This is a genomic window from Rasiella rasia (assembly GCF_011044175.1).
In the GTDB taxonomy this organism is placed as follows: Bacteria; Bacteroidota; Bacteroidia; order Flavobacteriales; family Flavobacteriaceae; genus Marinirhabdus; species Marinirhabdus rasia.
Genome location: NZ_CP049057.1, coordinates 1,037,785 through 1,053,546, shown reverse-complemented (window position 1 = coordinate 1,053,546; position 15,762 = coordinate 1,037,785). Strand labels below are relative to the sequence as shown.

General features: G+C 37.4%; 12 protein-coding genes. 7 read left to right on the top strand and 5 right to left on the bottom strand.

Annotation, left to right across the window (positions count from 1 at the left end):
* Positions 1-91 precede the first annotated feature (91 nt).
* The 5 genes from G5B37_RS04825 to G5B37_RS04805 all read left to right on the top strand — a co-directional run bounded on the left by G5B37_RS04825 (position 92) and on the right by G5B37_RS04805 (position 8,020).
* Complete coding sequence (locus G5B37_RS04825; protein ID WP_164678938.1) at positions 92-2,056, top strand: peptidylprolyl isomerase; 1,965 nt, start codon at positions 92-94, stop codon at positions 2,054-2,056.
* Positions 2,056-2,910: a peptidyl-prolyl cis-trans isomerase gene (locus tag G5B37_RS04820; protein WP_164678937.1), complete on the top strand. Its 855-nt coding sequence runs from the start codon at positions 2,056-2,058 to the stop codon at positions 2,908-2,910. The genes G5B37_RS04825 and G5B37_RS04820 overlap by 1 nt, the downstream gene beginning before the upstream one ends.
* On the top strand, positions 2,897-4,318 hold the full coding sequence (locus G5B37_RS04815; RefSeq protein WP_263649845.1) for a peptidylprolyl isomerase: 1,422 nt from the start codon (positions 2,897-2,899) through the stop codon (positions 4,316-4,318). Before G5B37_RS04820 ends, G5B37_RS04815 begins: the two co-directional genes overlap by 14 nt.
* Positions 4,319-4,327: 9 nt before the next feature.
* Positions 4,328-5,281, top strand: coding sequence for an AAA family ATPase (locus G5B37_RS04810; RefSeq protein ID WP_164678935.1), 954 nt, complete (start codon positions 4,328-4,330; stop codon positions 5,279-5,281).
* 468 nt (positions 5,282-5,749) lie between these two features.
* The gene (locus G5B37_RS04805; RefSeq protein ID WP_164678934.1) at positions 5,750-8,020 is read left to right on the top strand and encodes an aconitate hydratase; all 2,271 of its coding nucleotides are present in this window, start codon (positions 5,750-5,752) and stop codon (positions 8,018-8,020) included.
* A gap of 75 nt (positions 8,021-8,095) precedes the next feature.
* On the opposite strand, the gene G5B37_RS04800 is transcribed toward G5B37_RS04805, so the two are convergent.
* Positions 8,096-8,758, bottom strand: a complete 663-nt coding sequence (locus G5B37_RS04800) for a C1q-like domain-containing protein (RefSeq protein ID WP_164678933.1) — start codon at positions 8,756-8,758, stop codon at positions 8,096-8,098.
* 231 nt (positions 8,759-8,989) lie between these two features.
* On the opposite strand from G5B37_RS04800, the gene G5B37_RS04795 reads away from it, so the two are divergent.
* The gene (locus G5B37_RS04795; protein ID WP_164678932.1) at positions 8,990-9,553 is read left to right on the top strand and encodes a TlpA family protein disulfide reductase; all 564 of its coding nucleotides are present in this window, start codon (positions 8,990-8,992) and stop codon (positions 9,551-9,553) included.
* 1 nt (position 9,554) lies between these two features.
* Here G5B37_RS04795 and G5B37_RS04790 read toward each other — a convergent pair whose 3' ends face one another.
* The 3 genes from G5B37_RS04790 to G5B37_RS04780 form a co-directional block, all read right to left on the bottom strand.
* Positions 9,555-10,127, bottom strand: coding sequence for a YdeI/OmpD-associated family protein (locus G5B37_RS04790; RefSeq protein WP_164678931.1), 573 nt, complete (start codon positions 10,125-10,127; stop codon positions 9,555-9,557).
* A gap of 155 nt (positions 10,128-10,282) precedes the next feature.
* Positions 10,283-10,672 carry a hypothetical protein gene (locus G5B37_RS04785; RefSeq protein WP_164678930.1) on the bottom strand — a complete coding sequence of 130 codons (390 nt, stop codon included), beginning with the start codon at positions 10,670-10,672 and terminating at the stop codon, positions 10,283-10,285.
* Positions 10,673-10,878: 206 nt separating this feature from the next.
* Positions 10,879-12,498 (bottom strand): M1 family metallopeptidase, encoded by a 1,620-nt coding sequence (locus G5B37_RS04780; protein ID WP_164678929.1) that lies wholly within the window; start codon positions 12,496-12,498, stop codon positions 10,879-10,881.
* 121 nt (positions 12,499-12,619) lie between these two features.
* Here G5B37_RS04780 and G5B37_RS04775 point away from each other — a divergent pair, with 121 nt between their 5' ends.
* Entirely contained in the window at positions 12,620-13,261 is a 642-nt protein-coding gene (locus tag G5B37_RS04775) for a protein-L-isoaspartate(D-aspartate) O-methyltransferase (protein WP_164678928.1), read from the top strand.
* Here G5B37_RS04775 and G5B37_RS04770 read toward each other — a convergent pair.
* Entirely contained in the window at positions 13,258-15,735 is a 2,478-nt protein-coding gene (locus tag G5B37_RS04770) for a DUF5686 and carboxypeptidase regulatory-like domain-containing protein (protein WP_164678927.1), read from the bottom strand. The genes G5B37_RS04775 and G5B37_RS04770 overlap by 4 nt on opposite strands.
* Positions 15,736-15,762 lie beyond the last annotated feature (27 nt).

The window sequence follows — 15,762 nt, the reverse complement described above, 5'->3', positions numbered from 1 at the left end:
TATTTCCGCAGAAAAAATGGTTCTCAAATGGCTCCTCAAACAGCTATATTTTGTTATTTTTGCAGACATTTCAGAAAAACCTCGAATCACTATGAATAGATCAATTACCTTCATCATTATGTTGTTTATTACAACTATGGCGGCAACAGCACAAGAAAAGAGTGATGTGCTGCTTACATTAGATGGAAACCCAGTCTACGCATCTGAGTTTAAAAGGGTGTACCAAAAAAACCTTGAGTTGGTTCAAGATGAACGTCAGAAAACCGTTGAAGGATATCTAGATTTGTTTATAGATTATAAGTTAAAAGTTCAAGAAGCCTACGCACAAGAGTTAGACAAAAAACCGGGCTATATTAAAGAGTTTGAAAAGTACCAAGAGCAATTATCACGTTATTATATATATGAAGATAATGCAACAACAGATCTTGCAAAAGAGGCATACGAGCGTGGAAAGGAAGAAATTAAAGCATCACATATTTTAATTAAAAGTTCTTATGCAGACAGTCCGGCTGATACTTTAAAAGCTTACCAAAAGGCTAGTAAGATTAGAGATCGAGCGCTAAATGGCGAAAATTTTGAAGCGCTGGCAAAAGAAACCTCAGAAGAACCTAATGCAGATAAAACAGGAGGGAATTTAAATTACTTTTCGGTATTTTCTTTAGTCTATCCGTTTGAAACTGTAGCGTATAATACACCGGTAGGAAGTGTTTCAGAAATTGTACGTACTCGTTTTGGGTACCATATCATAAAAGTACACGATAGGAGAGAACGTGCTCCACAGAGAACAATCTCTCACATTATGATTTCAGATAGAGCAGACGACGCACGTACGTTCGATCCTGAGGAGCGTATAAACAATATTTATCAATTACTACAGCAAGGTCAAACGTTTGAAGATCTTGCAAAACAATATTCTGAAGATACAGGTTCATCTACCAATGGAGGTATGTTACGTCCCTTCGGAAAAGGAGAGATTAAGGCTAAAAAGTTTGACTCTATAGCATTTGGTATAGAAAAGGTAGGAGAAGTAACCAAGCCTTTTAAGAGCATGGTAGGTTGGCACATAGTGCGACTAGATAAAATTCATACTATTTCTTCGTTTGAAGAAGAAAAAGAAACGATGGAGAAGCGTGTACAAAATGGTGCGCGTGCTAAAATAGTAACGGCCGAAGTAACCAACGATATCATGAAAAAGTATGGTTTTGAAAGAGGAGCTCCTTTCTTAGAGTACTTTAAAACCTACTTAAATGATGACGTGCTTAAAAGAAGATGGAAATACGTTCCAATACCAGAGACAGATAATACGTTATTATTTACCATAGGCGATAGACAAGTGTACAGAGCTCAGTTTGCCAAGTACATTGGTAACATGCAAAGAAAAACCAAGCGTAATTTTGGAAGTCTAGGCGATGCCATTGTGTATTGGTACAATCAGTTTGAGACAGAAACGATAAAGCAATATTACAAAGATAGATTAGAAGATGAAGATCCGGAGTATGCGGGCGTTATAACTGAGTATCGAGATGGCTTACTAATTTTCGATTTAATGCAAACTAATGTTTGGAACAAAGCAAAAAAGGATACCATTGGAGCACAACAGTTTTACGAAGCGAATAAGGACCAGTACAAATGGGGAAAGCGTGTTGATGCTGTAATTGTAAATACCAATGAAAAGAGCTACGCTAAAAAAGCAAAACAGCTATTGGGGAAAGGAAAATCTGGAGACGCCATTAAAAGTGCGCTAAATACCGATGAAGCGATTAATGTTATTATTAGTGAAGGTAAATTTGAAGAAGGAGCAAAAGAACTTCCAAAGAATTTTAAGATGAAAATGGGAGTTTCTGAAACGTTTCAGGAAGAAAGTCGTTATACTATTGTAAAGGTCTTAGAAGTAATTCCTGAAACAACAAAAGAATTTGATGACGTGCGTGGTAGAGTAATGACACAATACCAACAAAAATTAGAGGAGGAATTAATGACAGAACTTCGCAGTAAATACAAGATAGACGTAAATAAGGAGATCCTTAATAAACTTAAGAAGGAATTAAATAATTAATGAGTAAGATTATTTCCATATGTGGAGTAGTACTTCTGTTTGTTAGTTGCGACTACTTTAAAACTACAGAAACGCAAATTCCGGTGGCTAGAGTAAACAATAGCTACTTGTATAAGGAAGACATAGCTGCGCTCATTTCAGAAAAAACATCGGCAGAAGATAGTACTATCATTGTAAATAATTATATCAATCGCTGGGCAACGCAACAATTGCTTATGGATCAGGCAATTATTAACATTTCAGAAAACAAACAAGAAGCTTATAATAAACTCATTAACGACTATAAACAAGATTTATATACAGAAGCTTATAAAAATACCATTGTAAATAGAACGCTAGACAGCACTGTGTCTCTATTAGAGCTACAGACGTATTACGATGAAAATAAAGAAAACTTTAAACTTAATGATGTCTTGTTTAAAGTACGCTACATTGAGGTAAATGAAGGGTTTGCAAACCTAGATAAGACAGCTGCTAGGTTAGCGTCATTTTCTGAAGACGACAGGGAGAATTTAGCTACAGAAAGTATTCAATATAAAAATCACAATTTTAACGATTCTACTTGGGTAAAGCGTAAGAATTTATTCGAAGCCATACCGGCATTGCAAACGGTTGAAAACCAAAAGTTAAAAAAATCTAATTTTCTCCGTATACAAGATTCAATAGGAGTATATTTGGTGAAAATTGAAGACAGGCTTAACCCCAATGATATCGCGCCCTTGTCTCACGTAGAGCCTATTATTAAACAGGTAATACTTAATAAGCGAAAGTTAGAACTTATTAAAAAGTTAGAAAAAGATATAACAACAGATGCACTTAAAAATAACAATTTTGAAATATATGAAGAGGAATAATATGTTGGCACTGCTGGCTGTTTTTACGATGACTCTTGTTCAAGCACAAGAGAGTCTTGTAGTAGAGAATGTAGAAACTCCAACGGTACAAAAAGATACAGTTAAGCCGCCTTTTAAAAGGTATAAAGCAGAAGGTGTTGCTGCCGTTGTAGGCGACTATGTAGTTTTAGATAGCGATATAGATAAGGGATATCTAGAATTTCAGCAGCAAGGAATATCTATTGAAGATATTACTCGTTGCCAACTTTTAGGTAAACTTATGGAAGATAAATTATACCTACATCAGGCAGTACAAGATAGTATTGTGGTTGTAGATTCTGAAATAAATCCGGAGGTAGACCAATTGTTACAAATTATGACCTCCGAAATTGGTAGTGAAGAAAAATTACTGAAATTTTACCGTAAAAACTCTTTGCCAGAACTACGAAGTGAACTTTTTACCGCTCGAAAAAATCTAAAGTTATCGGGTAGAATGCAGGCTAAAGTTGTTGAGAATGTCGAAATCACTCCTGAAGAGATTCGCGAGTTTTTCTTTGCCATTCCAGAAGATGAGCGTCCGGTATTTAGTGCTGAGGTAGAAGTAGCTCAAATTGTTGCAGAACCACAAATTACGAAAGAAGCTAAACAAGAAGCAATAGATCGTCTTAACCAAATGCGTGAAGATATTCTAAATAACGGAATTAGTTTTGCTACCAAAGCTGGACTGTATTCTGAAGATGGTTCTAAAACGCGTGGTGGCCTAATTGAAGGGGTGAAGCGTAATTCTCAATACGTGAAAGAATTTAAAGACCAAGCATTTTCACTGCTAGAAGGTGAAATTAGCGAACCCTTTGAAACTATTTTCGGTTTCCATATTCTGAAAGTTGATAAAATTAGAGGTCAGGAAATTGATGTTCGTCATATCTTAATTTACCCAGACGTTCCACAATCTAGTATCGATGCCGCAAAGGAGAAAATGGAAAAAGTTCGTACTGGTATATTAGACAGTGTTGTAACTTTTGCTGAAGCAGCTAGATTGTATTCGGAAGAAAAAGAAACACGAAATAATGGAGGAATTTTGGTGAATCCAGTAACCTACGATACCTGGTTCGATCTTACCAAAATGGATCCAGAATTAAGTGCTAAGGTATACAACCTTAAACCTGGTGAAGTTTCTAAAATATTTACTGAGCGAGATCGTACAGGAAAGGCTACCTACAAAATATATACGGTGAATAGACGTAACGAAGAGCACCCCGCAGAATACGCTACCGATTACGAACGTATTAAGGAGCTTGCGCTTAAAGAGAAAAAAATTCGGGCTATAGAAGCTTGGCAAAACAAACAAATTAAAGAAACGTATGTGAGCGTGAATGAAGACTACCAAGAATGTGAGTTTTCAAGCGACTGGATAAAAACTTCTAACTAACAAAATACTATGGGAGACGTAGCGGCTGTAGAGCAACTGGTTAAAAAATATAATGCCTTACGGCAAGAGATAAAAAAAGTAATTGTTGGTCAAGATGAAGTGGTAGAGCAGGTATTGCTATCTATCTTTTCTGGAGGACATGCCCTACTAATTGGTGTGCCTGGTTTGGCAAAAACATTACTTGTTAATACAGTCGCAGAAGCACTCGGACTTCAATTTAAAAGAATACAATTTACGCCAGATTTAATGCCTAGCGATATTCTTGGTTCTGAAATTCTAGACGAAAACAGAACGTTTAAGTTTATTAAGGGCCCAATTTTCGCAAATATTATTTTGGCAGATGAAATTAACCGTACACCACCAAAAACGCAAGCAGCGTTGTTAGAAGCAATGCAAGAGCGCGCGGTAACTGTGGCAGGACATCATTACAAATTAGATTTGCCATATTTCGTATTGGCTACTCAAAACCCGATAGAGCAAGAAGGAACCTACCCACTCCCAGAAGCGCAGTTAGACCGTTTTATGGTTGCTATTAATTTAGATTACCCAACATTTGCCGAAGAGGTTGAAGTCGTGAAAACTACAACGGGTGGCACAACACAATCGGTTAATGCGTTGTTCTCTGCACAGGAAATCATAGATTTTCAACAACTTATTCGGAAAATTCCTGTGGCAGATAATGTGGTTGAATACGCTGTTACGCTGGTAGGTAAGACTAGACCTAAAAGTCAAGGAGCACCAGAGATTGTAAAAAACTATATAGACTGGGGTGCTGGCCCGAGAGCATCACAAAATTTAATTTTAGGAGCTAAGGCAAATGCTGCCTTACATGGTAAGTTCTCACCAGATATAGAAGATGTACAAAAAGTTGCAATAGGAATATTGCGCCACCGTCTTATTAAAAACTATAAGGCTGAGGCAGAAGGGCTTTCTATAGAAGAAATTATTAGGAGCTTATTTTAATGTTTAAAAAGTTCATCGTACCCATCATCTTGTTTCTTTTAGGAATTGCGTTTTACATTGTGGGCGCACTTTTTAAAGTTCTACATTGGGGCTGGGGTAGTTTTAGCGGAGCCACTTTGCTAATAGTTGCATCCGTTTTTCAGCTGGTAGCAATTATACTTGCAATTGTAAAGTTGGTTAAAATGTCTCGTGAGTAAATTCAACTTTGTCGCTTTTGAGCAAATTTCGCGACTTTTAACCCACATATTTCCTTTTCATCACTTTTTAAATTCTCAATTTTTGTAAGCAAAAAATGATTTTTACTCAATTATACGCATCAAAATTTATCATTTAATGAATTATATGCACTTAAATTCGTTTTTTATTAAGCATTTTTAAATAATATCGTTTTTTCTTACTTTTGTATGCATTCTAAAAAACCTAGTTAGGGAAGAAGAAGAATAGCACAAACCAAAAAAACAGAAAACTATGGCATTCGATATTGATATGATAAAAAAAGTGTACGCCCAAATGGCAGAACGTGTAGATAAAGCTCGTGATGTTGTTGGAAAACCTCTTACACTTTCAGAAAAAATACTATACAATCATCTTTGGGATGGTATGCCCACTAAGGCGTTTACTAGAGGTAAAGATTATGTAGATTTTGCACCCGATCGTATCGCTTGTCAAGACGCTACTGCTCAAATGGCATTACTGCAATTTATGCAAGCTGGTAAAAAGAATGTTGCAGTACCAACAACTGTGCATTGTGATCACTTAATCCAGGCAAAGCAAGGGGCCAAGGCAGATTTAAAACATGCTAATGAAACTAGTAGTGAAGTATTTAATTTCTTAGAATCGGTTTCAAATAAATACGGAATTGGCTTTTGGGCACCAGGCGCTGGAATTATCCACCAAGTGGTATTAGAGAATTATGCATTTCCTGGAGGAATGATGATAGGTACAGATTCGCATACGGTAAATGCCGGTGGACTAGGAATGGTAGCTATTGGTGTTGGTGGGGCAGATGCTGTAGATGTGATGGCAGGAATGGCATGGGAGCTAAAATTTCCGAAGCTAATTGGAGTACGCTTAACAGGTAAACTAAGCGGGTGGACAGCACCTAAAGATGTAATATTAAAGGTTGCTGAAATATTAACCGCTAAAGGTGGTACAGGTGCCATTGTTGAGTATTTTGGACCTGGAGCTACCGCTATGTCATGTACAGGGAAAGGAACTATCTGTAACATGGGAGCAGAAATTGGAGCAACTACATCTACCTTTGGATATGATGAATCTATGGAGCGTTACTTACGCGCTACCGAGAGAGCAGATGTTGCAGATGCTGCCAACAAAGTAAAAGAATACTTAACAGCAGACCCAGAAGTATATGCTAATCCGGAGCAGTATTTTGACCAAGTAATTGAAATTAACTTATCTGAATTAGGGCCTTTATTAAATGGACCTTTTACACCAGACCTTTCTACCGAAGTAGGTACAGATATGACAGAAAAGGCGACTAAGAACGAGTGGCCTTTACAAGTAGAGTGGGGCTTAATTGGCTCGTGTACAAACTCTTCTTATGAAGATTTATCGCGCGCTTCTTCTATTGCCCAACAAGGAATTGATAAAGGACTTAAAATAAAATCGGAGCTAGGTATTAATCCTGGGTCTGAACAAGTACGCTACACGGCAGAGCGCGACGGAATCTTAGGAATTTTTGAAGATTTAGGAGCGAAGATATTTACAAATGCCTGCGGACCATGTATTGGGCAATGGGCACGTTATGAAGATCCAAAAAATGCGCCTAAAAACAGTATTGTACATTCATTTAACCGAAACTTTGCGAAAAGAGCCGATGGAAACCCCAACACGCATGCGTTTGTGGCATCTCCAGAACTTACCGCAGCTATTGCCTTCGCTGGCCGATTAGATTTTAATCCGATGACCGACGTACTTATTAACGAAAATGGTGAGGAGGTACGTTTTGATGAGCCAACAGGTTGGGAATTACCACCTAAAGGATTTGCAGTAGAAGAAAATGGCTATGTGGCACCAATGGAAGATGGTAGTGGGGTAGAAGTGAAGGTTGCTTCAGATAGTGAACGTCTACAGCTTTTAACACCGTTTGAGCCTATCAAGGATGAAGATTTAAGCAATGTGAAATTATTGATTAAAGCCTTCGGAAAATGTACTACAGATCATATTTCTATGGCAGGACCGTGGTTACGCTATAGAGGTCACTTAGATAACATTTCAAACAACTGCCTTATTGGTGCGGTAAACGCATTTAACATGAAAACCAACTTTGTAAAAAATCAGTTAGATGGTGATTATGGAGGTGTGCCAGACACGCAACGTGAATACAAGAAAAATGGTATTTATAGTATTGTGGTTGGAGATCATAATTACGGTGAAGGATCTTCTAGAGAACACGCAGCTATGGAGCCGCGACATTTAGGTGTTGCTGCAGTATTGGTAAAGAGTTTTGCTCGTATTCATGAAACAAACTTGAAGAAGCAAGGTATGTTAGGTTTAACATTTGCGAACGAAGCAGATTACGATAAAATTCAGGAGGATGATACATTTAATTTTGTTGATATTTCAGAATTTGCTCCAGACAAACCACTCACTATAGAAGTTACACATGCAGATGGTAGTACCGATACCATTGTGGCAAATCATACGTATAACGAAGCGCAAATAGATTGGTACAGAGAAGGTTCGGCCTTAAATTTGATTAAAAAACAAAACAAGTAGTATCGTATCAATTAACTAAATAAAAAAAAGACCTTAATTTTCGTTAAGGTCTTTTTTTATGAGAAACAGTATCTTTTATTTTATTTGTTGAATTGTGAAGTAGCTTGTTAAACTATCTCCTGTGAGATCTATAGAGCCCAAGGCTATATCACCTTCTATTTCAAAAGTTATAACATCGTTGGTGTTTAACGAAAGTAATGTGTCTAACTTTCTAATGGGGGAAGTCACATTAATACCTATTACATTAACATTAGCATGACTATGCTTGTGTACAACCGTGCCGTTTTTTAAGATTCGAACACCCAAATTAGTAGCTGCCCCTATGGTAGCGTCCATTCCAATTTGCACCGTAATCTCATAAATTCCGTCGCGCTGGACTGTAAATTCGTGTGTGGTAGTGTCAAATTCATTCATAGTATCAAAATCTTCACTATCGAACGGAATAATATCAGACCCAGAGAGTAAAGATATTGTTATTGGAGTGGCTACTGAGAATGATCCTTTCACGGCAGTAGGAATTGCTTTATCTACAATTTCTGATGCCGTCATACTACTAACTAAGCCGTTTTCACTTGTTAAGACTACATCTTTTGTGATGTCAAGATTTGAAGCGTGCGGAATGGTACGTATGTTAATCGTTCCGTTAATGTCTAAAGTAGCAATTGGTGAGGTTGTTCCAATACCAACTTGAGCAAACATGCAAGACCCAACTAACATTACAAATAGTGTCGTTTTCATATTAATGAATTTAAGTTAATCGGGGAGATTTCCTACAAATATAAAATAAAAAATGTATTACAGCGAATAAATATGTATTTAATCGATAAAAAGTTTGTTTTTTATACTACGTTGCCAATTTGTTGCAGGCGGCTATAAATTCATAGAGTCGCGTTTTAGATTCCATACATTCCTTATATCGTTTGATGTGTTAAACAGAAAAACAATTAGATTTCATGGTATATTTGCAATATGATTAACTTCTTAAAAAAAAATCGTTCGACCTTAGTCATTTTGGTGATTTTAGCACTGTTGTTTATTCCACAGACAGGTATGCCAATTAAGGTGTTTTTTAATAGACTTATTGCTTTTAGCCCTTCTGAAATTGAACTAGAGGAACAAACCACACTCCAAAATTATAATTGGAGGGTGACAGACCTTAATGGTGTAGCTACTAATTTTGAAGTTTCTGAAGGTAATGTAGTGGTGGTTAATGTATGGGCAACATGGTGTCCGCCCTGTGTGGCAGAGATGCCTTCCATGCAGTTGCTGTACGATACATACCAAGATACGGTAGATTTCTATTTTGTATCCTTAGAAAACCCTGAGACAATTCAACGTTTTATGACTAAAAAAGGCTATACTTTTCCAGTATTTACAACTCAAGCAAAATTTCCTGAAGCTTTAACTACAAGTAGTTTCCCCACTACGTATGTGATTTCCAAAAAAGGGAATATAGTGATGAATAAGAAGGGAGCAGCAGATTGGAATAGCACAGCTGTACATAAAACATTAGATGCCCTACTAGAAGAATAAACTACATTCTCGATTTTACGTTAGCCTCACATAAAGCTATTATTTCAGCGATACGCTTGTCTCTTGTTGCTTGCCTTTTTCCACTGTGTAGCCAACTTAGATAACCTTTACGATATCCAGGACTAAAATTCTGATAATTTTTATAAGCAATTTTATTTGTGTTGAAAGCTAATTGCAAATCTGCCGGAATTACTAAATTTTCAACATCGTCCATAGTAGACCAAGTGCCAGATTCTTTTGCGAGATGTATCATACGCCAACCGCTTTCATGTATAAGAGCCTCTTTGTCTAATTGTTCGATGTAGCTTTTGTTCAATTTACTCCAAGTACTTTTAGGGTTTCTGGGGCAGAAGTATTGGTGGCGTTTACCGCCGCCTAAGCTTTTAACGGTACTATCAATCCAACCGTAGCACAGTGCAACTTTTACAGCTTCTTCCCAGCGCATGGTAGGTACGTTAGTCTCTAATTTATAGAAAATAAGAAGCACCCCTTGTGGATAGTTCATATGGTTTTGATCTAACCACTCACGCCATTCCACATCTCGCGGAAAATATAATTGAGGTTTTTCGCTCATTGCTTAAAAATAGAAAGAATTACTAAAATATTAGTTGCTCGAAATAAATGCACATTGCGTTGTTTTTGGTTTCGGCCTATTTTGAAGCCTGAAATTGTATCAACAATATTCATTCAGAGTATGTTGGCGCGCTGTTCTGTATCTTATTGTACTACCTACGATTCAAATCCTTTTTCCCACTCGCATCCTTCAAGTGTTGCTGCATACACAATTTTATGCCCAAAAGTCCAAACGCCAATATTAAAATCTTCTTTAATTTCTTTATTTGAGATGCGCCATTCTGTGTTCTTGTGGTTTGGGATACCAAGAAGCTGCGTAGCTGTGGCTTGTACAGATTGCATGTCTCGATACTTTATAATAAACTCGTATAAAACAGCATTTTCGGTTGTGGTAAAGTAATAAATTATTTCTACTACAGGTCCCGTCTGGATTTTTTCAGTATAAGTTCGTCTAAAATCAAAGCCTGAATCTGTAGGTGTCACTGCCGGGTTTTTGGCGAGAAATTTGTCTTGTTTCATTCCAAAAAACACCTTTCGGTCTATCATGATTTTCGGAAACAGCTTTTTTTGCTTCCCTTTTGATACTATAAAATCTAATGTACAGGGGGGTGGTGATATCGCTTCCGCGGAAATTTCCGCAGTCATAAAAAAGGCGAAACAGCACCATAAGACGGTAAGTTTAGAATACATCTATGCGTGAGGTTTTGAGTTGCAATCAAGATACAAAAATTACAAAAGAATAGTGTGTGCGATTATAACTGAACCGATTTGATAAAGAAGTCTGTTTTTAATTTTGCTTCTTGAATCATGTTCGAAAATGTTTTGCTTTGCCATTCTGTAGTGGGAGTAATCCATTCTTCTTTACCATCTATAAGCATGATAACTGGCATGTTAAATCCGTTTACACTTTCTACATAACGATACGTCAACGTTGCGTCGTCTAGCTTGTATTCAAGTTTTGGAATTTGAATAGTGCGCAGGTACTGCTGCCAAAAGGCTGTTAAATCGAGATTGGCTTTCTGGGCGATATAATTCTCTACCTGCTTAGACGTCACTGTTTTATGATAAAACTCTGCATTGAGTCCTTTTAAAATGCTACGCCACTTTTTATCGTCATTAACCCATTGACGCAAAGTATGTAAAATATTAGCGCCTTTATAATACATGTCGCTACTACCTTCATTCTGTACATTATACACACCAATTAGCGGTTTGTCGTTTTGAATCATCCGTCTGGTACCTATTGTATATTCACCTGCAGCATCGGTACCAAAATGATAGTCGAGATATAAACTTTCGGCATACGCAGTAAAGCCTTCATGAATCCACATGTCTGCCACATCTATATGAGTAATGTTGTTTGCAAACCATTCGTGTCCACCTTCATGAACAATAATAAAATCGAATTGCAAGCCCCAGCCCGTGTCACTTAAGTCACGCCCGCGATACCCATTTTTATAACCATTTCCGTAGGTAACACTACTTTGGTGTTCCATACCTAGATAAGGTACTTCAACTAATTTAAAGCTGTCTTCATAAAATGGATACGGGCCAAACCAATACTCAAAAGCGCGAATCATCTTAGGGGCCTGCTCGAATTGAAATTTCGCCTTTTCTAAATTATCTCGAAGCACCCAATAATCCATATCGAGCATTCCGTTAAGACCTTCAAACTTCTCATTAAAGTTAACGTAGTCTCCAATGTTGATGTTAATGCCGTAATTATTAATTGGATTTACAACTTCCCAAACGTAGGTGTTTGCATCTAGGTCTTCCATGGTTTGTTTTAAACGGCCATTGGCAACCGCCACTAACCCTTTAGGAACCGTTGCTACAATGCGTGCACCGTTATCTGGTTCGTCGTAGGCATGGTCTTTATTGGGCCACCATATACTAGCACCAATACCTTGATTACTGGTAGCAATAAAATGCTTTCCATTGGTGTCTGTTTTCCATGACCAACCACCATCCCACGGTGCATTTCTAGCTGCTCTCGGTTTTCCAGAAAAATAGAGCGTGATTTTGTATTCCTTTCCTTTTTTCTGTTTCTGTTTAAGTTGAATAAAATGTGCAGCACCTTCAGAAACACCAGCTAGCTCCTTGTTATCTTGTACTACTTTTTCAAGTTTCATTGGCGCTTGTAAATCTATTTGCATCACTTTCTGGCTTTCCAGTACTGTGTAGGTGATGGTATTGGTGCCTTCAATAAACTTTTCTTCTGGGTTTACATTTACATCTAACGCATAATATTGAACATCCCACCATGCTCGTTCTGGGGTTATACTACCTCTAAGCGAGTCTGCACGCGTAAAATTTTGCGATTGCCCAAAGCTAAAACTGAGTAGAAAAAAAGCTAGAAAAAAGTATTTCATATGTTGTATAAATAAGATTGAAAGATACCTACTATTTTACCAAATGCCAAAGTTGTGCCAGCATTCATAAAATGAAAATGAAGTCTTGTAATTTCATACATTCTTTCCGTAATTTGTGGCAATGAAGGATACATTTATACATCAGGGAATGCGTAAAAAATTAGTGGCAACGCTTCAGAAAAAGGGCATCACTAATACTGAAGTACTTGCGGCGGTTAATACAATTCCTAGACATTTATTTATGGATTCAGGGTTTCTAGACCACGCCTATGTAGATAAAGCCTTCCCGATTGCTGCAGATCAGACTATTTCGCAACCATATACAGTTGCAAGACAGACCGAGCTACTAAATATTACATCTGGAGCAACTATTTTAGAAATTGGAACCGGCAGTGGGTACCAAACGGCTGTATTGTTAGAGATGGGAGCTACTGTATACTCTATAGAGCGCCAAAACGAGTTGTTTAAAAAAACTAAACGCTTTCTCCCTAAATTAGGCTACAGACCAAAGAAACTTATTTTTGGTGATGGTTATAAAGGGCACCCAGAAGCGGCACCCTATGACGGAATAATTGTAACAGCAGGAGCTCCATTTGTTCCAAAAGCATTGTTGGCGCAATTAAAGGTAGGAGCAAAGCTTGTAATACCTGTGGGTGATGATGTTCAGATTATGACGGTGTTTACAAGAACTTCGGCTACCGGATTTGATAAAGAAGAGTTTGGCGAATTTCGGTTTGTACCTTTACTAGAGGATAAAAACTAGTCTAGAAAGTTTAAGAACTTGATTCCGAAGATAAACGCGCCGTCGCTACCACCATTGTAATACGATTTCACATAATCTAAGCGTAAGAAGCGATACTTGCCCCAGCCTAAGTTGTCAATCCCTAAAGAAACCTCTGAGTATGGCTTTTTGCCGTCAATACTTAAAAAATGCGCGCCAGCAACTAAATTAAAGTTTAGCTGGTTAATTCCAGGAATTTTCCCCAATATCCATCCTCTAAAGTCATGTTCTAAATGGCCTTCAAAGTAACTTTTATTGGTGCTTAAATCGTAGTAAGGCAATAAGTTAAACACATTGGTGTATCTTGAAGACGTCCCAATGCGAGTTTGATTACCGTTAAAATGTTGATAATCTACAAAGCTAATATTGTCGCCGTTAAAGAAGGTTCCTCCCTTTAGGTTATATGAAAATTCTCCTTTATTACCCGTTGTTATACGTTGTCTTAATCTTGCGCTAATCTGACTAAAATTATAGTCGTCTATAGAACTTCCTAAGCCATTTTCAAAACGTAACGAAAGGGAAGGATATTTATCATTTCCGAGGTTATACTTACCATCGGGATAGGTCATATACTTTTGTCCAAAAGTGATGTTGGCCGTGATACTACTTTTAAAAATACTATGCTCTAGAATACCGACATTAGTAAAATCGTTTGGAGCTAATGGGTTGTTTGAAGTATAAGAAACATCGTCATTTGGTATTGTAACGTAGTCTGTATTATTAAAAAGGGGAGCACGTTCTTCATAATTTAAGTTAGTCGCGATTCGCAGCCCATTAAATAATTCCTGACTATAGCTTCCTCCAACATAATTAAGTTCATATACTTTCATGTAATTCCGTTCAAAAAATAGTGTAGAAACTGTGTTTATTAATTCAGAAATAGGCTGAGCGGCATTAAACTGCGTCACAGCGCTTCCTCCATAAAGACCAATGCGTAGCCTGTTTGTGCGGTTAAAATTTTTAACCACGCTTCCAGTAAAGCGTACTCTATCTTCTGCAATACCGTATGTTGCATTTAAGTTCGCAGCAAACCAATTTGTCTGATTTTCATCTTTCCAGCTGAAATAGGAGAGGCCTGCACCTCCGTTCCAACCTTGTACGGTATTAAAATTTATTTTTGGGAAGGGGCCATTATAGCTCAAGCGCCATTTGTCATGCGTATTTGCGTAGCTATATCCAGTTATTGGGTCTAGAATTTTAAAACGATTGTTTTTTTGGTCTATCGAATCTAGATAAGTCTCAGATTTCCGAAGCACTTGAATACTATCTTTTTTGATGTAGTCATTTAGCTCTTCGTCTGTCAACGGAACTGGGCGTGTGCCTTTCCAGAATAAACTATCCTTTTTATTGGCTTCAGCTTCAAAAGTGAGTACTTCATTGGTAAACTCTTTACTGCTAAATTTAGGGGTAAAATCGTAATTGCTATACACGGCAATAAACCTTCCGTCTCCATTAAAGCCAAAGAAGCTAAATCCAAAATCTATAGTTTGAGAAAGTTTAATCCAGAAATCATTCTCTGGGTCATATTTAAAGTTCTGTTTAAATAGAAGTTTGGTAACCATAGGAACCTGTATAGCTTGGCCAGTTGTAGATAACTCAACGCCATAGAGCTGCCAGTCGTCTTCAACAATGTAAATAAAACCTTCCCAAACTCTATCTTTAGGCCGTTTAGGGCTCACTTTAATTTTATTTATAAGCTTCGTGCCTTCGTAAAAAACACCGTCTAGTTTATAGTTGTAATAAGATAACGCGCTTGCGGCAATAGGAGAGACAATTGCTGCATTAAGGTCTGTTGTGTTTTCGTAGAACGAAAAGTTAGCGTCTCTAGCACTATTAAAGCTGAATCCATTGTCGTTGCCACTTACTTTACTAGCAATGATATTTTCTCTAAAATCGTCTGGTTTCTGATAAGCAATTTCGCTAATTGTTTCAGAGAGGTAAATAATACCCGTTCTAGTAGAATCTAGTTGCCCATCTAAATCGCCCACTTCTTGTCCGAAGATTTTTTCTGGAAGGTCTTCTACTCGCCAGACTCCACGCGAATAGAAATCTGCTTTGTATTCTGAAATTTTATCAAGATTAATTTTGCGTCGTGCTATGGTTTCTCGAATAATACGGTACGCAGGATCTTCAGAAGCATCTATGACTACGGTATCTAGACTTACAGACTCTTCTTCCATGGTACAATTAAGTATATACGGTAGTGAGTTAACGGTAATACGCTTAGTAACAGTTTTAAATCCTAAATACTGAAATACTATTTGGTATTCACCAATTTCCGAAATATTCAATTCAAAGTTACCATCGTCGTTAGAGGTCGTACCGGTATATGTTTCTTGTAAATATATATTTACAAATGCTAAGGGCTCACCCTTGGCATCTGTCACTTTACCAACAATTTGGGCATTTGTTAGTAGGGTAGAGAAAAAAAAGAGCAGGAGTAAAATTCGATTCATAGGGTTGGTTTACGTATAGAGACGTCA

Coding starts and splice junctions, on each gene's coding strand:
- G5B37_RS04820 (WP_164678937.1), top strand. CDS start 2,056: ATGAGTAAGATTATTTCCATATGTGGAGTAGTACTTCTGTTTGTTAGT.
- G5B37_RS04780 (WP_164678929.1), bottom strand. CDS start 12,498: ATGAAATACTTTTTTCTAGCTTTTTTTCTACTCAGTTTTAGCTTTGGG.
- G5B37_RS04805 (WP_164678934.1), top strand. CDS start 5,750: ATGGCATTCGATATTGATATGATAAAAAAAGTGTACGCCCAAATGGCA.
- G5B37_RS04790 (WP_164678931.1), bottom strand. CDS start 10,127: ATGAGCGAAAAACCTCAATTATATTTTCCGCGAGATGTGGAATGGCGT.
- G5B37_RS04770 (WP_164678927.1), bottom strand. CDS start 15,735: ATGAATCGAATTTTACTCCTGCTCTTTTTTTTCTCTACCCTACTAACA.
- G5B37_RS04815 (WP_263649845.1), top strand. CDS start 2,897: ATGAAGAGGAATAATATGTTGGCACTGCTGGCTGTTTTTACGATGACT.
- G5B37_RS04785 (WP_164678930.1), bottom strand. CDS start 10,672: ATGATAGACCGAAAGGTGTTTTTTGGAATGAAACAAGACAAATTTCTC.
- G5B37_RS04800 (WP_164678933.1), bottom strand. CDS start 8,758: ATGAAAACGACACTATTTGTAATGTTAGTTGGGTCTTGCATGTTTGCT.
- G5B37_RS04795 (WP_164678932.1), top strand. CDS start 8,990: ATGATTAACTTCTTAAAAAAAAATCGTTCGACCTTAGTCATTTTGGTG.
- G5B37_RS04775 (WP_164678928.1), top strand. CDS start 12,620: ATGAAGGATACATTTATACATCAGGGAATGCGTAAAAAATTAGTGGCA.
- G5B37_RS04825 (WP_164678938.1), top strand. CDS start 92: ATGAATAGATCAATTACCTTCATCATTATGTTGTTTATTACAACTATG.
- G5B37_RS04810 (WP_164678935.1), top strand. CDS start 4,328: ATGGGAGACGTAGCGGCTGTAGAGCAACTGGTTAAAAAATATAATGCC.